The organism is Planococcus sp. TJ-307 (assembly GCF_058268435.1).
Genome location: NZ_JBZDOJ010000001.1, coordinates 837,817 through 856,010, shown reverse-complemented (window position 1 = coordinate 856,010; position 18,194 = coordinate 837,817). Strand labels below are relative to the sequence as shown.

Genomic DNA, 18,194 nt, shown 5'->3' with positions numbered 1-18,194 from the left:
TACTCCTGCCGATAAACGGGTAAGTTCCACGTAACAGAACTTAATTGAAGGAGGAAAGCCATTGAGACATATAACTGCACTTGGCATTAAATTTGTAATGGTCACCGCTGTTCTTTTAGTTGTCTTGACCCTAGGCTTTGATGTAGCGTTTACCGATACGCTGCTGATCAGCCTCGCGCTGACCGCATTGTCCTATGCAATGGGCGACATTATGATTTTTTTGAACGCTGGACGTCCTGAAAATCAGTCCTCGCGCAACACCATTGCGACCCTAGTTGATTTTGTGACGGCATTCCTAACCATCTGGCTGATTGGCTGGCTATTGACGGGCCAGAATTTCGAAATGGCCACACCAGCACTGCTTTCTGCATTGGTTATTTCAGGCGGTGAATGGTTTTTCCATCTGTATGTCGATCGTTCGGTGGTACCTGAGTACAATAATTACAAACCCGCTAAAAGATAAAAAATCTAAGAAAGAGGGATTCCCTGTTGCAGCAATAGGAAACCCCTCTTTCTTATGAAAACATTCTCACCTGAAATTCTCCTGCACAAAAACACGTTCCTGTTCAGCACTCATCAATCCAGTTGCCCGGCCGACCGTGCCATTTTGCCAATCCCAGATGGTGTTGTGAACATCAACGGCATTGGAGAAATCACCTTGCTTCCAGGCCGTTAACGCAGTTTCGTAAAACTCACCGTGTTCGTAGTACTCTTTGTTGGCACTGACAATCGTCAGCAAATTATCGATGTTCTCAGGCGTCATCTCGACCGCACCTATTTTTTTAGCAGCGGCAACTTTTTGATGCGTCATTTGATGAAGGTAGATTTGCAGCTGCCCTTCTTCCATATCAACATCTACATTGTTTGTTTCACTTTTTTCTGCCACGACTTTTTGTTCATCACGGCCTTTGATTTCTTCTGCCACTTCGGTTATTTCACCATCTGTTGATGAATGCTGTGTGACAAAATAATAGCCGGCTGCTGCCAGCAAAACCAATATCCCAAAGGTAATTCCAATTGTTTTTACTAATAATTTCATTTTCCTGCAACTCCTGACATACTGTTTCTTCATCCGTTTATGAATTTATACCTATCCAATTATGAAGAAACACCGAACAAGTTTCAACCTTTTTACCAGAATCAACGAAAATCGTCTGCGCAAACTAAAAGAACGCCCTCATTGAAATTCAATGAGGGCGTTCTTTTACTAAAGGCAACCTAAACACCTACTGCCAAAACTTCTTCCAAAATCTCTTCAAATAGTTCTTCTTCCACTGCTGATTCAATAAACAACTCACCGCCGTCTTTGTCGAACAGCTGACGGAGAAGTTCTTTGGCGCGCCGGGATTGGCCGGATTTCATGGCGGCGCGGGCAAGTTCGTAATCAGCCGGCAAGTAACCGGGTTCTTCGGCTTGCAGCGCAAGCAAGCGTGTGGTCGCAGCAGCGCTTTCGCCCATTGTGGTGTCCATCATCGCGAGCGACAGCAGGATCCATTCGTTGACGAGCAATTCTTCCGGCAAGCGGCTTTCAAAGCGCTTGGCTTTTTCCGGCCGGTGCTCCGCCAGCAAGTGCATCAGGTGAACGTAGCTTTCGCTGTGGTAAGGATTGGACGCAATCGCCTGCTCGTAATAAGCTTCCGCTTGCTCGATGTCTTCGAAAATTGCGGCCATGTCGCCTTGCCACAACTGAATTTCAAAATCAAGAGGCTGCTGTTTTTGGAGATCTTCAGCCATGGACCAAGCTTTTTGGAGCAGTTTTTCAGATTGTTTGGTGTTGGCGCTTTGCATGGTCGCTTGCAGCAACAGTTTGGCCGCACCCACATGCCCTGTCTCTTTAACGAATGGCGCCAATACCCGAGCGGCTTCTTCCGCCATTCCGCGGTTCATGTAAAATTCCGCCAGGTGCAGCACCGGCACTTCGCTGTCTTTGAAGTTTTTGGCTGCATCCCGGTACAGGGCAATGGTGTTGGAGAACATGATGATGCTTCGCGATTTGTCGCGCAACCTGCCAAAAAAGCCTTTTGGTTGTTCGTCTTCTGCGTCTGCCCATTCGACTAAGTGGTCGGCACTGTAGGTTTCCGCCATTGCCAGTTGTTCGCCTGTCAGCCGTTTTTTCAAGCGTTTGTGGAGATCGTTGGTTTTGCGCATTTCGGCCAACAACCGGACGTATTCTCCGTAAAACCCTTCTTCGTCCGGATGCTCGGCAATCAATGCTTCCAGCATGCCGAGTGCCCGTTTCTTGTCGCCCTGCCGCACACAAAACTGCATATGCTGGTAGCGGGAAGGCAGCGCGCCGTTAACTGCTTCCGCCCGCAAGAATAACGACTCGGCTTCTGCCACATCGCCTTTTTTCTCTGCCATATGAGCCTGCGCGGACAAGAGCCACTCTTCCGGCACGTGCACCGATACTTTCTGCAGAACACTTTCCACTGCAGCCATTTGTGTTTCGTTGTCCACCAGCTCAAACAGCTCTACCAAATCGAGCGGCAGCGGTTCGTTTTCCAAAACGTGCAACGCTGCTGTAACCGCTTTGTGTTTGTTTTCTAATGCCAAATAGGTTCGCATCAGCCCCTCGTGAGCAGCTGTAAATCCGGCGTCTCTCTCCGCACTTTTCGTGTAATGAACAAGCGCTTCGTCCCATTTTTCCGCTTGTTCAGCTAGCAGCCCTAACTGGTAATGAGCCACCTGCAAATCGGCCATGTCCACTGCTTTCGTATACAAACTCCGCGCAAAGCGGTGATGGTCTTCCAGTTCGTAAAGGCCCGCTTCGTAGCACAGCAATAACGGATCTGCCGCCTTGGTCCGCAATTTTTTGAAGAAATCCAGCAAACGTCCACGGAACTGTGGTGCTTCGCCAAACTCCGCGTACTGTTCAGCCATTTCGTGAAGATTTAACGCTTCCCGTTTCATGCCGGTTTCCAGCAAATCGATTGCCAGCGCTTTACCAGCATCATTCACTGATTCCTGCCACAGCATCATGGCGGTCCGGATAAAGTAATCCGTATCGCCCGATTCTGCGTACTGCGTAATTAACTTGCCCGTTTCTTCGACCCGCTCCTGCTTAAGCAGCGAGTGGGCAATATGCGTCACCGTAAACAAATCAGACGGATCCAACTCGAGCGACGTGCGGTATTGGGCTTCCGCCTCTTTGTACTGTTCCTGCTCCATGGCAATATGCCCCAAATACTGGTGCAGCACATCCGTTGTTGCGCAATTTTTGATGCCGCTGCGGATGACCCCTTCTGCCTGCGTCCAGTCTTTTGATTCCATGTGGATTTCCGCAATCCGCAAATAGGCATACGGCTCTGCCGAATCAATGTCCCGCGCCTCCTCGAATGCCGCAATGGCGTCTTTTTCTTCACCAAGTGCAAGCAAACAGCGCCCAATTTCATAAATGAAATAGCCATCTTCCGGCTGTTCTGCCGACAGCTCGCGGAACCGCGCCAGCGCTTTGTCATAAGCTCCAGATTCGTATTGGACCAATGCATGCGTAATGCGGGCATACACGTCGGACGGTTCCTGCTCGAGCGCAATGCTCGACCATTTGAATGCCTGATAGGTTTTGCCGATTTCCAAGTAGCAGCGCGCCAAGTGGCTGTATGCCATTGGCTGGTAATGATCCAGCTCGATCGACCGCTTCAGGAGCGGAACGGCTCCTTCGTGTTCGTTGCGGCTCATCAAAATCGCCGCCTTTAAAAACAGCGCATAAGGGGACGTTTTTTCTTTTACACGGGACAGGTTTTCAAGCGCCTGTGCCCACTCTTCTTTTTGGTAATGCATATGCGCCGCAAGCAGCGCCACTTCGGTATCTTCTGCCCCCAGATCCCGATGGAGCTTGTTGAGCCAGACGGAATGAAGAGCTTTCGCTTCTTCCGAAAACTGCGTAACTAGTCCAACCACCGCACCATAGCGTTCGTCCGGATGGGCTTTCAGAAAATCGATCGCCTGGTTTTTTTCTTTGGCCTTTTCTTCCAGGCTCCAGATTGAAAACAGTTCGTTGAAAAAATCGTGCTCGCTGCTGTCGAGCAGCTCCAAAAGTTCTTCCTGTTCTGGCGTGACAAACAGCATGCTGAGCGAATCACTTAATTTATAGGTGTCCGCAACATCCGTGTAGGACAACAAAAACGGACCAAGGTCATTTGGATCTTGAATGATCAATGCCTGCAGCCGGTCGTCATAGCCGATGACTACTTGAACGTGCGCACTGTTTTCAATCAGCATGCTGAGCAGCACCGGAATGCCTGCATCTATCATTTGCTTGTAGAGATCGATGGTTCCTTTGAAATAGCGTGCTGTAAATCCGAGCGACTCCATGTATTCCATGGTTTTCTGCAAATCGGATCCGGTCACATCAAACACATGCTCCGCAATTTCGTCCTGGCCTTTTTTCATGCCATACGCTTCCAGCATTAGCGCGAGTGACGCCGGGACGCAGTAATTGAGTTTCTGGATGTTTGGCGTCAAGCGCAACTCTCGGCGCTTGGCGTCCCGCTGGATTTCTCCTTTGCCGTAAACCGTTTTTTGGAACTGTTTGGAATGGGTACGCACCCATTCCGCCAACTCTTCCCAGCGCTCCAGCTTGTACAAACACTCTGCCGTTATATAGATCCACGCCGAATGGAACACATGGTACGGATTTTCTTCATTGTAATGGGCAATTTCCTGGAGTGTTTTTTCGTATTGCCCCAAGAAAAAAGAAGTCCGGATGATGTCGGCGCGGAACGTCCATGTACCGGGTTCCAGTTCCTGTCCCCTTTCGAGCACTGCAAGCGACTCGTTCGGCCGCCCGGTCATTGCCAGCACATCCGCATACAACAACCGCACATAATCGCTGCGTTCTGTTGCCGTATCACTCAATTCTTTCTCGAGCACCTGTTCCGCTTCCAGCCATTGCCCGCTGTGGATAAAATAATAGCCCTGAAGGTCCGGCCAGACAAAGCCTTTGAATTCAGCGTAGCGGTCGAGCTGTGCTTTTGCTTCCGGCAGCCGGTTTAATTGGGCAAACACCCGCAGCAGCAATTGATGCGCCGATGCCAGTTCTTCTGCCGAATCGTCGCCGGACGAAATGCCCTGCAGCCTCGCCATCATGCGCTCTTCCGCTTCCAGGCTGCGACCGGTTTCCAATAGGCGCGCGCATTGCCATGCAAAAGTCCGAAGCGTGCCGAAACGTTTGTGCGCCTGTGTCGCCAACAAATGGCTGTACGTATATAAATCCGCTTGATCCGTTAAACGCATCAAGCGGTAAAATTCCTCTTCTGTCTGCAGTTCCCCTAAAAAGCTGCGCAATTCCCGAATCGAATGCCCCGCCCATAACCTGCGGATTGCCTCAACTGCCTGCTGCGCTGTAGTTATCTCTGTAGCTGTAGTTATCTCTGTAGCTGTCATTCTTCCCATTCCCGCCTCTCCCTAAGCCCCATATAAATGTGGTTGATTTATTATATAGTGGAAAATTCTAGGGTGCAATACTCTTTTTGGTGCCTGGCACCCAAACAATTCCCACACAATTAGAGCCATCAAAAAAAGCGCCGCGCTGCTAAAAGCAGAACGGCGATTTTATTCAAAAGGGTCAGCGCGGTTTGCCGTCTTCAGATCTGGAAAATTTCTGCACCGTGTGCCAAAAGGCCGGACTCACACCGCCCTGAGCCTTTACATAGACGCTCAAACGGTATGCCAGAAAAATCCCGCCCATATCGATCAAAACATCACTTAACCTACCGCTGCGTTCAAAAAACAGCTGCAAAAACTCCGTAAAAAAAGCAAACAGGCTGCACAGTATAATTGCTTTTCCCTTGTGGTTGATGGTTTTGGCAAGTATCAACCACAAGATGCCAAAAGACAGAGCATGACCAATTTTTTGGAATACGTACGCTGCGCTGTCCAAGTAGATGTCGCTGGTGATGAAGAGATCCGACAGATCCGGGAACAAGCGAATGTTAAAGCTAATATCCTGGGCAAATAGCAGTGACTGGAAATTGTAATTATTGGTGGCCAGCAAAATGCCAAAAGCCCACAGAATAACCGGTATGTACTTGGCTTTCAAAAGACCCTTCCCTTCGATTTTCTTTATATATTTATTTGGCTTATTTTCCTTCTGTTCATTATAAATCTGCGGTTCCGTAATGACTAGTCTCTTTTTTCCAGGAATTGTGTGGGTGCCAGGCACTCACACAATCTCCACACAATTAAAATCGCCGCCCTGCTAAAAGCAGAACGGCGATAAATGATCGAGAATTTACAGTTGTACAGGTTCTCCGCTAAACACTTTCACGTCCATAGGTGCTGCCATGAAAGCAGTGGCTTTTTGGCCGAAAGTGGTGAAATGGTCACTCGTGTTATGAGCGGCAATCGCTTCGGCATCTTTCCACGTTTCAACCATGGTAAAGTGGCCATCGTGTTCTGTTGACTTCATCAAGTCGTAGCTGCCGTTGCCCGCTTCTGCTCTCGATGCTTCGATCAAGGGTTTGCATGCATCTAAAAAGGCTTGTTCTTGATCCGGTTTTACCTGCAAGTGCGCGTGAATAATCATCATAATAAAATCAACCATCCTTTAATCGTATTTGGTGGATCAGTATTCCTTTATATTGGTTTGCATGCGTTCGAGCATGTCAGACAATGCGTCGACTTCTTCAAGGGTAAAATCATCAAGCATTTGCTTCACAAAGCCCATGTTTTCTTTTCGGTATTCAACGATCTTTTTGCGCCCTGCATCGGTCAGGCTGACAAAAATCACCCGATTGTCTTCCGGGTTTCTGCGCCGCATGACCATGCCGCTCGTTTCCAGTTGTTTGAGATGGCGCGTAATAGCGGCACCGTCGATGTTGACCGTTTTTTGAAGCGTCGACTGGTTGATTTCTTCTGTATTATATAGCTGTGACAATAGTTCATAGCGCGATGCACTAATGCCCGTACAGCGTTCAAACTTCGGGCTCAACTGATTTGTCAGTCCTTTAAACTGCTGCAGCACTTGTTCCTGCTTTGAAAATGAACACGACATACATGGACCTCCTACCTGCTAGCCAATTGATAGCGATGTCCACTATGTATTGACCAGTCCAATATAATACAAAAATGGCGAATACTCAATCTGGACAAGCGTTCTGTTAGCGCCAAGTCGTAATGGTGTCGACAGGCAAACGGTACGATTGATAGCCTTCATCCAGCGCTTTGCCGATTGTGATCAGCATCACCGGAACATAGCGGTCTTTTTCCATGCCGAATACTTCTGCAAGTTTGTCTTTCTCGTAGCCGCCGATCGGGTTGGTGTCGTAGCCGTAAGCACGCGCTACCAGCATCAACTGCATTGCGACAAGACCTGAATCCAGCATAACAATGTCCTTCATTTGTTCGTCAGACAAGCCTTCGTACAAGGGTTTGAAATAATTTAACTGAAACTCTTTCACTTCCTCCGGCATATATCCGTGTTCAACGGCTTTTCCGTAAATCTCTTCAGCATATTCGTAGTTTCGGCGATCGCCAAAAATAGCAATAACTGCGGAAGAACTCATGACTTTGTCTAAATTAAATGAAGCGACAGGTGCCAACTTTTCTTTTGCTTCGTCGCTATCGATAACAAGAAAGCGCCACGGCTGCATGTTAATGGAAGACGGTGCTTTTGAAGCTTGAGCCAAAATTTCCGTCATTTCTTCCCGGCTGATTTTTACACTAGGGTCATACTGCTTGATCGAACGGCGTCCGTTGACGATCTCGTTAAAGTCATTTGTTTTTTGAATGGTTTGCATAATGTAGGTGCTCCTTTTTGTGAGAAATTATTAATTGATACCTCAATTATTGATACATCAATCAATATAACGGGATTTTTATGGAGATGCAACTGTTATGAACTGGTGGTTTCAATTTCCCAAAGCATCTTTAAAATGGTGCTTTGTTGTGAATTCAAAACTTTTTATTCCAAAAAATCCAACTAGTTAGACTTAAGCAAGCCTAGTGCATAAGCGGTGCTAATATCCTAATCCTATGATATTGTTGAGCAATCGCACGTTAGTTCAAAGGCATCTTTTGAACTATTAATGAATAAATGAAATGAGGATGATCATGAAAAAGAACTTAATTTTAGCTAGTTTACTTATTGCGATTTTGCTGAATGGCTGGGCCATTGTTTTTCTGGCACTCCCTTTTTACAAAGCCGCACTGGTGATTGGTGGGGCATCCCTCATCATTATGACAATAGTGCATGAACGTTTTGTGTTTTTGCATGCTATGATTGTCACCCTGACTTACGGCGCATTTTTGACTGGATATTCTTTTTATTATCAGCAGCCGGCCGAAATGCAATTGCTGTATGCATATGATCACCTGTTGCTGACCAGTTTGATGGTGCTGTATTGGGTATTGCTGAACTTCCTTAAAAAAATTGGCTACGAAAACACCGAATTAAAACAGCAAGTTGAGCTGCTTCAAAAATACCGAGGCGTTACCAAAGTCTTGACACTTTCGGAATTTGAAGAGCAATCCAAGTGGCTGTTGAACTCGAGTGCGCGAAACAATGAACAAGTTTGGTTTGTCGAACTGGACATTAGCTCAACGGATAACCGAATGAAAGCTATTTTGCAGGAAGATCTGGAGCATTTGGCATTGCAAACCATCCGCCAAAAGTTTGATTTGATCACGAGCAGCAACGGGGTCATCTACCTTCTATTGAAAAACACTCATGCTGAGGGCGTTCAGCGGGTATTGGATCGGTTCCACGAAAAAGTACAGGCAGATCTTAATTTTGTCGATCCGCCCTTTACATCTATGAAAGTGCAGATAGACGATGCCGATCATTTGGCCAGTTTGGTGGAGGCCACATGATGTCTTCTGTGATTTTAGTCATCATGATCTTTTTCTGGCTGCTTCTGATTTTTTATTCGTTAATGACCCTTTCCGGCATTTGGTACCGCTTGACCTACAAAGATGCGGAACCGCTTGAAGCCTACCCAAGTGTGGCTTTGCTGATTCCTGCCCACAACGAAGGCGTAGTGCTGGAAAACACTTTGCATGCTATGGCACGCCTTCAGTACAAAGGCAAACTCGATATTTATGTATTGGATGACAACTCGAAAGACAACACCGCTGAAATCGGAAAAGATTTTGCCCGTGTGTTTTCCAGAATTCATTACATTCCCGTCCCGCCAGGAACTCCTTCCGGCAAATCACGTGTGTTGAATTACGGATTGAGCATTTCAGATTCGGACTACTTTGTTGTTTACGACGCAGACAACGAACCCGAATCCGATGCCCTTGAGAAATTGGTGCGGTCGGCTGAAACAACGAAGAACGCCGCGGGTGCCGTCGGCTATGTAAAAACCAAAAATGCCGAGGCCAATACCCTGACCCGCATGATTGGTTTAGAATTCCAAGTGTTTCAGCTGCTGATGCAATGCGGCCGCTGGAGAATGTTCAAACTGGGTTCGCTTGCCGGAACTAATATGCTGTTGCGGAGATCGGTGCTGGAAGAACTCGGCGGCTACGATGTGTTCGCACTGGCAGAAGATGCCGAATTGACTGTCCGCCTGACCGCTAAAGGCTATTTGCTGCCGGTTGTGCCGACGTCACGGACGTGGGAACAAGAACCCGAACAAGTCAAAACCTTCATTAAGCAGCGAACACGCTGGCTGACCGGCAATATTTACTTGTTGGAAAAATCCTTGATGGATTTGACGCATTGGAGAGGAAAGACTTTCTTCCTCAGCCTTCAGCACGTATTGACCTATCTTATTTTTGTTGTAGTGCTGCTGTTCTCGGATATTTTCTTTATTATGAGCATTGCCGGTTACCAGTTGCCCAATATGCAAGCTCCTTTGCTGATCTTGTGGTTCATGAGCTATATTGTGTACACAAGCCAGTTGCTCAGCGCTTTAGTCGTTGACCGGAACGTTTCGCTGCGAAATGTGCTGTATGTATTCATTATGTATTTTACGTATGCCCAATTGTTTATCATTCTGCTGATTCGCAGCTTTTCCACTTATGTATGGAACCGCATCCGCGGCACTACTATTGCTTGGGACAAAACCAAGCGCTTTAAGGGGGTTGGCTGATGAAAAAAGGGATTTTACTGTTATTTCTTCTATTAATAATTGGCGGGTGTGGAAACATGGAGTCTGTACAAGAACAAGTAGAAGAAAACTATACAAATTCCGATGGCCTAATTCATGCCTATCCACAGGATCCGGATTCTGAATATTTATCGGAAAGCATCGGCTTGTATATGGATTACTTGCTGCTCGCAGAAGACGAAAAAAGATTCCGAGAACAGTACGAGCTATTGGAACAGCATTTTGTGGAAACAGAAAATGGATCTTCTTTCGTACTATGGCGCTTGAACGAAGGTGCAGCGACCAACGCCTTAATCGATGATATCCGCATCATTGCGGCTTTAGAACGTGGAGCGGATCTATTCGGCAATCAAGAGTATGCAGCTATGGCAGCCAACCTGAGCCAAGCCATCTCCACGGTCCAAGTTCATGACGGCTACACCGTAGATTTGTACGATTGGTCATTTGCTGTGCCCGCCCAACGGTTGACCTTAAGTTACTTAAACACATCTGAGGCCATTTCCGAGAAGTCGATTGAACTGTTGAAAAACACCGATGCCACCCGTATATTTTTCCCGGAGTATTATGACACGAGTGAGGAAACCTACTTGAATAGCGACGAAGTCCACCTCATCGACCAACTGCTGATCGCCTTGAACCGGGAAAAAGCAGGCCAACATTCGGAGCTATTTTTTACTTGGGTCAAAGAAGAATGGACAAGTGAACACCAACTGTATGGCCGCTACAACCGGGAAACCAGTGAACCAAGCGTGGAATACGAATCTCTCGCCGTCTATTATTATTTGCATTCGTATTTGTCGATCATGGGAGAAAACGAGCTGGCGGCTGAAGTCGTCCAGCGCGCGCAAGACATTGCTACAGAAGATATGTTGAGCGGGGCTCATTTTTTCGATTACATTCATTACCAGCTCTTGCTGGAGGAACAATAAGTTCAGTAAAAGACCGCTTAAGAGTTTGCCTCTTAAGCGGTCTTTTAAATTGTGTGGGAATTGTGTGGGTGCCAGGCACTACTCTACGCTAGTTAGCTCCGAGTAAATTGCCCCATCCGCTTGGATCCACTTCACAACCGCATAGCCCTCGACCATGTAATACTTGCCTCCGTCGGGCGTGGTGATTTCTACAGCGTTGGTAAATGTCCGGTATTCGGTTTCTACCTTTTGGTTTATGCCAGTGATGGTGTAATACACGGCATCTGGATTGTAGCCACCTATAAAGGTTTTGCCAACTTGAACCGGGTACACAAGATGCGTTTCGTATTCTGAATAAGGATAGCCGATCGCAAAAGCATTATAGGTTTCATACTCCAGCTCCGAATATCGTTCTTCGCCAATTTGCGTTTCCCAAACAAATTCTTCTCCACCTTCAAACGCAGGGACTTTGACAAACCGGTCTATACTCACTCTTCCCTGATCTCCTTTATATGTGTAGGTTTTGGTTTTGTCCCGCTTGTAAGAGTCGGCAATGGATGCCTGGTTTTTGAACTCTGGCTCCAATGCACGTGCCAGAAATGCAGAGAATTGGGCGCGCGTCACGTTTAACTGTGGACGGAAATTACCGTCCGGATAACCAATGGCGATATTTGCGGCAACCAATCGGCAAATGGCGTCATAATAGTAACTGGCATCTGGCACATCTTTGATGTCATGAAAATATATAAAATTCAAATCAAATACTCGTGTGATAATTAACGCCATGTCACCGCGCGTAATAGCTTGATTGGGACGAAAAGTCCCATCTGCATAACCTAGCAAGTACCCTGCTTCAGCTGCTTCCGCAATATAGCCGCTAGCAAAACTTCCAGCTGGCACATCACTAAACGGCGTCACTTTCTTTGTCCCATCTAATCCTTTGATCCGGCCAATCATCGTCGCCGCTTCTGCACGGGTCACGTTGGCAACCGGTCGGATGCTGCCATCCGGATAGCCCGTTACAGCTCCCTTGTCCACCAAGTACATCATCTCGTCATAAAACGGATGGTTTTCCGGCAAGTCAGCCGCAGCTTGTGCAGTTTGGAAGTTAGAAAAAGCGAGAACCAGCGACAACACAATCACGATAAACATCCACGTTTTCTTCAATGCCAACACCCCTTTTTGCATTTCTCATAGGACTACTCCAGGCTCACCAATTCGCTTTCGATGACTCCTTGAGCATTAATGGATTTGATTGTTGAAAATCCTTCTGCCATATAATATTTAAAGCCATCTTCTGTGGTCACTTCTGTAGCGTTCACAAATTTTTTGTATGGCGTTTCTACGATTTTATTGACACCGGTAATCGTGTAAGTAAGGGTGTCATCTCCAAGTCCAACTTCGAAAGTTTTGCCGAGGCGAACCGGGTAAACGAGCACGGCATCGTACTCCGAATACGGGTAGCCAAATGCAAAAAACTGCTGATTTTCAAGCTCCAAGTATTCGTAGCGATCACCGTCCACTTCTGCGGTCCACATTAAACCAAATGTCAGCCCGCCGCGGTCCGGCACATCCACAAACCGATGAACGGCTGTGGTTCCGTCTGACATGCGGTAGCTGTAAGTTTTGGTTTTGTCTTTTTGGTAAGACCGGGCAATAACCGCATCATTTTTAAACCGTGGCTCTAAAGCTCGTGCCAAAAATGCTGAAAATTGGCCGCGCGTCACGTTCTGTCCTGGCCGGAACGTGTTGTCTGGATAGCCAATGGTGATGTTCGCCGCCAGAATTTTGCTGATGGCATCTGCGTAATAGGCGCTGGGCGAAACATCCGTGAAAGATACATTGAATGTAAATGCCAAGTCAAAAACCCGCTCCACAATCAGGGCCATATCACCCCGGATTACTGGTGCTTCAGGACGAAATGTACCGTCTCCATAACCACGCAAATAACCCGCTTCTGCTTCTTCTGCAATATAGCCGCTGGCATAATAGCCCGCTGGCACATCACGAAACGTTGTCGTTTTTTTCGTGCCATCCAGTCCTTTTAATCGGCCAATCATTACAGCCGCTTGAGCACGGGTCACTTCCGCATCTGGCCGCACTTTGCCATCCGCGTACCCAGTAATCACTCCTTTCTCCATTAAATAAGTGATTTCTTCATAGAATGCATGCTTTTGGGGCAAATCTGGTGCGGCAGCAGCAACAGGTAGGATTAAAACCAATGACAGCAGTACGACAAGCACACCCATCAGCTTTTTCACGGTCGTCACTCCTCCGTTATCTTGCTTCTTGCCTCTATTTTAACAGCTGAAAGTTGTGGTTACATCATTTATTTATTGAATATTCAGAAAATAAATTGTGTGTGTGCCTGGCACGCACACAATTCCCTCTTTAAAGAAAAACCCATAAAATTCCGACAACAAGGGTGACCCTTTCCCCTGAGTTCGTTACAATAATAGTAGAAGCACCCATCAAGGAGGAAACCCGATGTCGACATTACACGAGATTGCCCAATCAGACGATTACGGGCAATTTGATTTGAAAGAAGTATACCAAGCCGCACAATTGCTGCTGCAGGAGTTTCAAAGAACCCGCACTGCACCTTTAAAGCTTAACGCGATTATCAACCACTTGAAAAAACGCCTAGAAGGTCAAGCCTCATATCCGTTGGCGATTTTATTGGAAACGAGCCAAATGGGCATCATGCACCAGTTGCAAAAAGATTGGAACAGCCCGATGAAGCAACGCCAGTTGTTCTTGTTTGAAAGTTTGTATGCCCAGTTTCGCACGAAAGTGCCGGCCACTATTTGGAATCAAATTTGCCTGAACTATGCTGAGGCGTTGATTTACGTCGGCCGCTCGCTTGACGGGCTGGACGTGTTGGAGCAAATGACTGAAGCGGAAAATGATCCGTCTTACGAACGCAAAGACGCCGAGCGCGGCTGGGGACTGTTGTTCTACTCGACGTTCCTGCAAGACAAAGACCAACGAGCCGAAGCCCTTCATTTGTCGCGTGACTTGATCAAACAAGGCATGGATAAAATTACGACTGCAAACGGCCGCGCCTTGTACGAAGACCGCCTGAAGCTTGCGGTGAAAATGCTAGAAGATATCGGCCCGGTTGATGTGACCGGCAACTACAAGCCGAACTTTTTCGATGGCCGCGAGCGCGAGTACCGCGACTGGTGTGCCAAACAGCACCTGTTGTTAAATGATGACAATGAAATCGACCCGGTCGGCACGATGAAAACCGACACGCTCATCTACCGCCACAAAGATCCAGAAGACAAAGAACGCGGCTTTTTCCTCGAAACCTTTATGGAATCGATTGTGTCGGAATACACGACGCTTCGCTGGAACTTGTTTGAAGCGTTGGAAGAAGAACCGAGCCCAGAACGCAACGAACGCCTCAAAACCGTTTACCGCCAGTCGTTTTCATTATTTACAAAGTCCGCCCAGTTTATCAGCCATTACTACAAGCTGGAAATGAAAGATTCGCGGGCCGGCATGCAGCGCATCTGGTTTGAAGACGAACAGCCGAAAAAACCGCTCAAGCCGTTTATCCGCGACACCAAAAACGGCGCGCTGAAAGCTTTGTTTTGGCATTCCAAAGAACTGTTCGGCTACGAGCAATCCAATACGCAAAACCTCGCCACTGTCCGCGCGCTGCTGTTGCGCGACCAGATGGAACGCAGCTTTGTCCAAGTCATCACCAAGCAAGACGAAATCGCCAAAACCGGCGAACTCCGCAAGCACCAGATGACGCAAATTGAGCTCGAACGCATGGCTTTGTCGAATATTTTTAAAGCGCGCAACGCGCTGATGTATTTAGGATTTGCGATTGGCTTGGAGAAGAAATAAATTGTAGTGGAAAGCATCCCGAGGGTTCCCTGGGATGCTTTTTTGCGGAGTTTTTTGTTTTTAACCCGGGTGTTCTTGGTGCTTACCCGGGTGTTTTTTTGGTATACCCGGGTGTTCACTCGGACAACCCGGGTGTTCACCATTTCTACCCGAAAACCCTCTCTTTCCACCTCTATACCATTCACAGCAATCGCAACCACTGGAACAAAGAAGCAAAAACAAGCGTCATACTCAAAATAATCACATTTGCCCTCCGTCGATCATTAATCAAGAGCAGAATTTCTTGTAAAAAAATAAATGTTACAAATATTACAGAAAGATGTTTTATTCGTAACATTTATGGTTATAATAGGAAATAAGAAAACTATTTTATTTGGAGGAGTGATGTAGTGAAAAAGTTAAGCATGGGTATTGTGTTGATGTTATTTGTCGGGGTGTTTAGTTCTGCCGCAAGTGCTGCAACGGATTTGAAGCAGGGTCATGGTTTTTATGATGAGATTACATATTTGATGGAAGAAGAAATTATGAACGGATATCCGGATGGAACGATCCGCCCTGATGCGGTCGTGACACGCGGAGAAGCGGCGATCATGATCGGCCATATGAAGAAATTGGACAGCACACAGCGAGATTCCATTTTTACAGATGTAACAAAAGGCCAAAAAGCGAGTGGGTATATTGCCGAGGCTCAAAAAGCCGGTTATATCACGGGATATCCGGATGGCACATTCCGTCCTTATGAACCGATCACGCGCGGCGACATGGCGATTATTTTATCACGGGTATTCCCGACACCATTTTCAGTGACAGCCGACTTTACGGATGTGTCACCGAACATGAAAGCATACAAAGCGATTTCAGATATTTTGTCCATCAACATCACAATTGGTTACGAAGACAACACGTATAAGCCATTATCTTACGTGACACGTGGACAGTTTGCGGCATTCCTGGCACGCGGGCTGGAACCGGCATTTAAGAACGATGCACGGATTCCCAATTCGTACATGAAGGATAAGACCAAAACTTATACGTATAATACCGCAACACACGGAATCGAAACACATACGTACAAATATGCGAATGGTACGGCTGCTGAACCGATTGGCTTTATCTGGTCACGGGCAATCCCAAGTATCGATGAAACATACCTGTACGGTGAAGTCGAAACTAGAAAAAATCTGATTCAAGCGCATCCAGTGGTCGATATTTTCGACACGCCGCTTCTAGCGTACCCAATTAAAGTCGGCACCACTTACAGCATCAATCCACCACCACCTGGCTCTCAAGTGGCAGACGATGTCACCCATACCATTACACAGATTGGCGTAACGTTAAAAACACCTTACCGCACATTCACCAATGCCGTTGAAGTGACGGTAGAATTCGGTTACAAAGAATACTTTGTCGAAGGTTTTGGAAAAGTGAAAGTCGTTAACAGCAACGGAACGATTTTCGAATTGACTGATGTAAATTAAAGAAGTTTTCCCACAAAAAGACAACCGGCTCGTCAAAGCCGGTTGTCTTTTTGCCGTTATGCAGATTATTTGCACGGTTAATACCTCCCGCCAGTGTCACTTTTGCACCCGTGAATGGTCCAAACACTGAACGACCGAAAATAAAGAGAAGGCGCTGAAATCCAGCGCCTTCTCTTTATTTAGTTAAAAATCATATGCCGCTTCTTGTTCTTCGCGGATTTTCGTGAACGTTTCTGTCAACACAACAGTGTCTTCTGCCAAGCGTTCGAGGCGGAACAGCACGTCGTGGTTGATGATTTGTTTTTGGTGGAAATCTTCTTCCTGGATAAACACGAAAGTTTGCACCATCTGCGCTTTCATGTAAGCCAAAATTGGCTTGAGCTGCGTGTCGGCTACCATGTAATGCTTGGCCGACCCAGCCGTTACCAGCATACTGACCACTTTGTCGCGGAATGCATTGACCGGCAGCAAATCAAAAACGTTTTTCAACGCCGCCGGAATCGAGGCTTGGAAAATCGGCGTGCCAATGACGATGGCATCTGCTTCCATGATGGTTTTCGTCACAAAGCCTGTGTCCCCTTGGTAATCCAAGTAGTTGCGGCCGTCGCTGAATTCCATTTTGTAATCTGCCAAATCAATCAAGGTCGTTTCGGCATCTGGGTATTTGTCTGAAATCGCCTGAAGTGTTGCTGTGACAGCGACTCTGGTTTTGGAACCGATTTGCGAACCGGATAATCCCACAATTTTCATCTAGATCTCTCCTTACTTTTTCGCTGTGTATTTTTTGATGGCCGGCAGGATTTCCGTGCCGATCATTTCCAAGTTCTTTTTGATGTTGTCCATCGGCATGCCGCCAAAATCGATTTGGGCGACGTAGCGCTGATGGTTAAATACTTCGTGCTGATACAGGATTTTCTCAATAATTTGCTGCGGGCTGCCGATGTTCATGATGTTATGCGGATCCACGCCTTGTGCGAACAATTGCTTCGGGAATCCTCCGCCATTGGTTTTTTTCATGCCTTCGTTAATGTGCGGATATAATTCTTTCAATGCTTGTTGGGAATTTTCAGCCGCGTAGAAAAAGCCGGCCGTGGCGATTGGCAATTGCGCAGGATCGTGTCCGCCTGCTCTCGCTGCTTCGCGGTAGCCGTCCACCGTGTTTTTAAACTGCGACGCGGCTCCACCTAAATGCGCCATAAACATCGGCACACCTGCGTACCCAGCCTTCATCGCACTGGCCGGTGTTCCGCCCACTGCCCGCCAAATCGGCAGCGATCCATCAACCGGACGCGGCAGCACTTGTGCATCACGCAACGGCTTGCGGAACTCGCCGCTCCAATTGACGATTTCGTTTTCATTGATCAAGCGAAGCAAATCAAACTTTTCTTCAAACAAATCTTCGTAGTTGTGAAGATCATAGCCAAGCAAATCAAACAGGCCAACACGTGAAGCGCGTCCTGCCACAAGCTCAGCGCGTCCATCCGAAATCAAATCAAGCGTCGCAAAGTTTTCGTATACGCGAACCGGATCGGACGTGCTGATAATTGTCGACGAACTGGCGACTTTAATTTTTGAAGTTGCCTGTGCAATGGCCGACAGCACCACTGCATGTGCCTGTGTTGCAAAATACTCCTGGTGGCTTTCCCCTACACTAAAAAAATCAACGCCTGCTTGTTCGGCAAGCACCGCGTAATCGATAATGTCATGAAGCCGTTGTTTAACAGAAATGCGTTCTCCTGTTGCCGGGTTTGGAAGATGGTCCCCCAGCGTATAAATGCCAAATTCCAGTCCGTTGTCCGGATTGATGCGATATTTTTCCATAAAGTAAATCCACCTCTCTAAATAAATGCCTCTACCCTTTAGTATACCCATTATCCTTTTTCTTTATAAGT

The 18,194-nt window shown here is 47.1% G+C and carries 16 protein-coding genes; 6 read left to right on the top strand and 10 right to left on the bottom strand.

The features are described from left to right. Positions 1-61 precede the first annotated feature (61 nt). Positions 62-463: a DUF2512 family protein gene (locus tag AC4EHK_RS04145; RefSeq protein ID WP_490977520.1), complete on the top strand. Its 402-nt coding sequence runs from the start codon at positions 62-64 to the stop codon at positions 461-463. A gap of 66 nt (positions 464-529) precedes the next feature. Here AC4EHK_RS04145 and AC4EHK_RS04140 read toward each other — a convergent pair whose 3' ends face one another. From AC4EHK_RS04140 to AC4EHK_RS04115, 6 genes are all read right to left on the bottom strand, one after another. Next, positions 530-1,039, bottom strand: coding sequence for a DUF6241 domain-containing protein (locus AC4EHK_RS04140; protein WP_490977519.1), 510 nt, complete (start codon positions 1,037-1,039; stop codon positions 530-532). Between the two features lie 179 nt (positions 1,040-1,218). After that, positions 1,219-5,394, bottom strand: a complete 4,176-nt coding sequence (locus AC4EHK_RS04135; RefSeq protein ID WP_490977518.1) for a tetratricopeptide repeat protein — start codon at positions 5,392-5,394, stop codon at positions 1,219-1,221. A gap of 172 nt (positions 5,395-5,566) precedes the next feature. After that, on the bottom strand, positions 5,567-6,040 hold the full coding sequence (locus tag AC4EHK_RS04130; RefSeq protein ID WP_490977517.1) for a VanZ family protein: 474 nt from the start codon (positions 6,038-6,040) through the stop codon (positions 5,567-5,569). Between the two features lie 192 nt (positions 6,041-6,232). Beyond that, on the bottom strand, positions 6,233-6,529 hold the full coding sequence (locus tag AC4EHK_RS04125; RefSeq protein ID WP_490977516.1) for a putative quinol monooxygenase: 297 nt from the start codon (positions 6,527-6,529) through the stop codon (positions 6,233-6,235). Between the two features lie 36 nt (positions 6,530-6,565). After that, a complete protein-coding gene (locus AC4EHK_RS04120; RefSeq protein WP_490977515.1) occupies positions 6,566-6,994 on the bottom strand; it encodes a MarR family winged helix-turn-helix transcriptional regulator in 429 nt (142 codons plus the stop codon). 106 nt (positions 6,995-7,100) lie between these two features. Then, on the bottom strand, positions 7,101-7,739 hold the full coding sequence (locus AC4EHK_RS04115; protein ID WP_490977514.1) for a nitroreductase family protein: 639 nt from the start codon (positions 7,737-7,739) through the stop codon (positions 7,101-7,103). A 313-nt stretch (positions 7,740-8,052) separates the two neighbouring features. On the opposite strand from AC4EHK_RS04115, the gene AC4EHK_RS04110 reads away from it, so the two are divergent. From AC4EHK_RS04110 to AC4EHK_RS04100, 3 genes are read left to right on the top strand one after another with little or no spacing between them, the layout of a single operon-like run. Continuing rightward, positions 8,053-8,811 carry a hypothetical protein gene (locus tag AC4EHK_RS04110; RefSeq protein WP_490977513.1) on the top strand — a complete coding sequence of 253 codons (759 nt, stop codon included), beginning with the start codon at positions 8,053-8,055 and terminating at the stop codon, positions 8,809-8,811. Then, complete coding sequence (locus AC4EHK_RS04105) at positions 8,808-10,037, top strand: glycosyltransferase family 2 protein (protein WP_490977512.1); 1,230 nt, start codon at positions 8,808-8,810, stop codon at positions 10,035-10,037. The genes AC4EHK_RS04110 and AC4EHK_RS04105 overlap by 4 nt, the downstream gene beginning before the upstream one ends. After that, positions 10,037-10,984 (top strand): hypothetical protein, encoded by a 948-nt coding sequence (locus AC4EHK_RS04100; protein ID WP_490977511.1) that lies wholly within the window; start codon positions 10,037-10,039, stop codon positions 10,982-10,984. The genes AC4EHK_RS04105 and AC4EHK_RS04100 overlap by 1 nt, the downstream gene beginning before the upstream one ends. Positions 10,985-11,062: 78 nt before the next feature. Here the strand turns inward: AC4EHK_RS04100 and AC4EHK_RS04095 are convergent, their stop codons facing one another. Together AC4EHK_RS04095 and AC4EHK_RS04090 are read right to left on the bottom strand one after the other, a co-directional pair. Beyond that, positions 11,063-12,139 carry an S-layer homology domain-containing protein gene (locus AC4EHK_RS04095; protein WP_490977926.1) on the bottom strand — a complete coding sequence of 359 codons (1,077 nt, stop codon included), beginning with the start codon at positions 12,137-12,139 and terminating at the stop codon, positions 11,063-11,065. 23 nt (positions 12,140-12,162) lie between these two features. Next, the gene (locus tag AC4EHK_RS04090) at positions 12,163-13,224 is read right to left on the bottom strand and encodes an S-layer homology domain-containing protein (protein ID WP_490977510.1); all 1,062 of its coding nucleotides are present in this window, start codon (positions 13,222-13,224) and stop codon (positions 12,163-12,165) included. 226 nt (positions 13,225-13,450) lie between these two features. Between AC4EHK_RS04090 and AC4EHK_RS04085 the strand changes: the two genes are divergently transcribed. Then, on the top strand, positions 13,451-14,824 hold the full coding sequence (locus tag AC4EHK_RS04085) for an LA2681 family HEPN domain-containing protein (protein WP_490977509.1): 1,374 nt from the start codon (positions 13,451-13,453) through the stop codon (positions 14,822-14,824). A gap of 389 nt (positions 14,825-15,213) precedes the next feature. Further along, positions 15,214-16,302 carry an S-layer homology domain-containing protein gene (locus tag AC4EHK_RS04080; RefSeq protein WP_490977508.1) on the top strand — a complete coding sequence of 363 codons (1,089 nt, stop codon included), beginning with the start codon at positions 15,214-15,216 and terminating at the stop codon, positions 16,300-16,302. 183 nt (positions 16,303-16,485) lie between these two features. Here AC4EHK_RS04080 and AC4EHK_RS04075 read toward each other — a convergent pair whose 3' ends face one another. Together AC4EHK_RS04075 and AC4EHK_RS04070 are read right to left on the bottom strand one after the other, a co-directional pair. After that, positions 16,486-17,052, bottom strand: coding sequence for an NADPH-dependent FMN reductase (locus tag AC4EHK_RS04075; protein ID WP_490977507.1), 567 nt, complete (start codon positions 17,050-17,052; stop codon positions 16,486-16,488). A gap of 12 nt (positions 17,053-17,064) precedes the next feature. After that, positions 17,065-18,123, bottom strand: coding sequence for an LLM class flavin-dependent oxidoreductase (locus AC4EHK_RS04070; RefSeq protein WP_490977506.1), 1,059 nt, complete (start codon positions 18,121-18,123; stop codon positions 17,065-17,067). Positions 18,124-18,194: the final 71 nt, after the last annotated feature.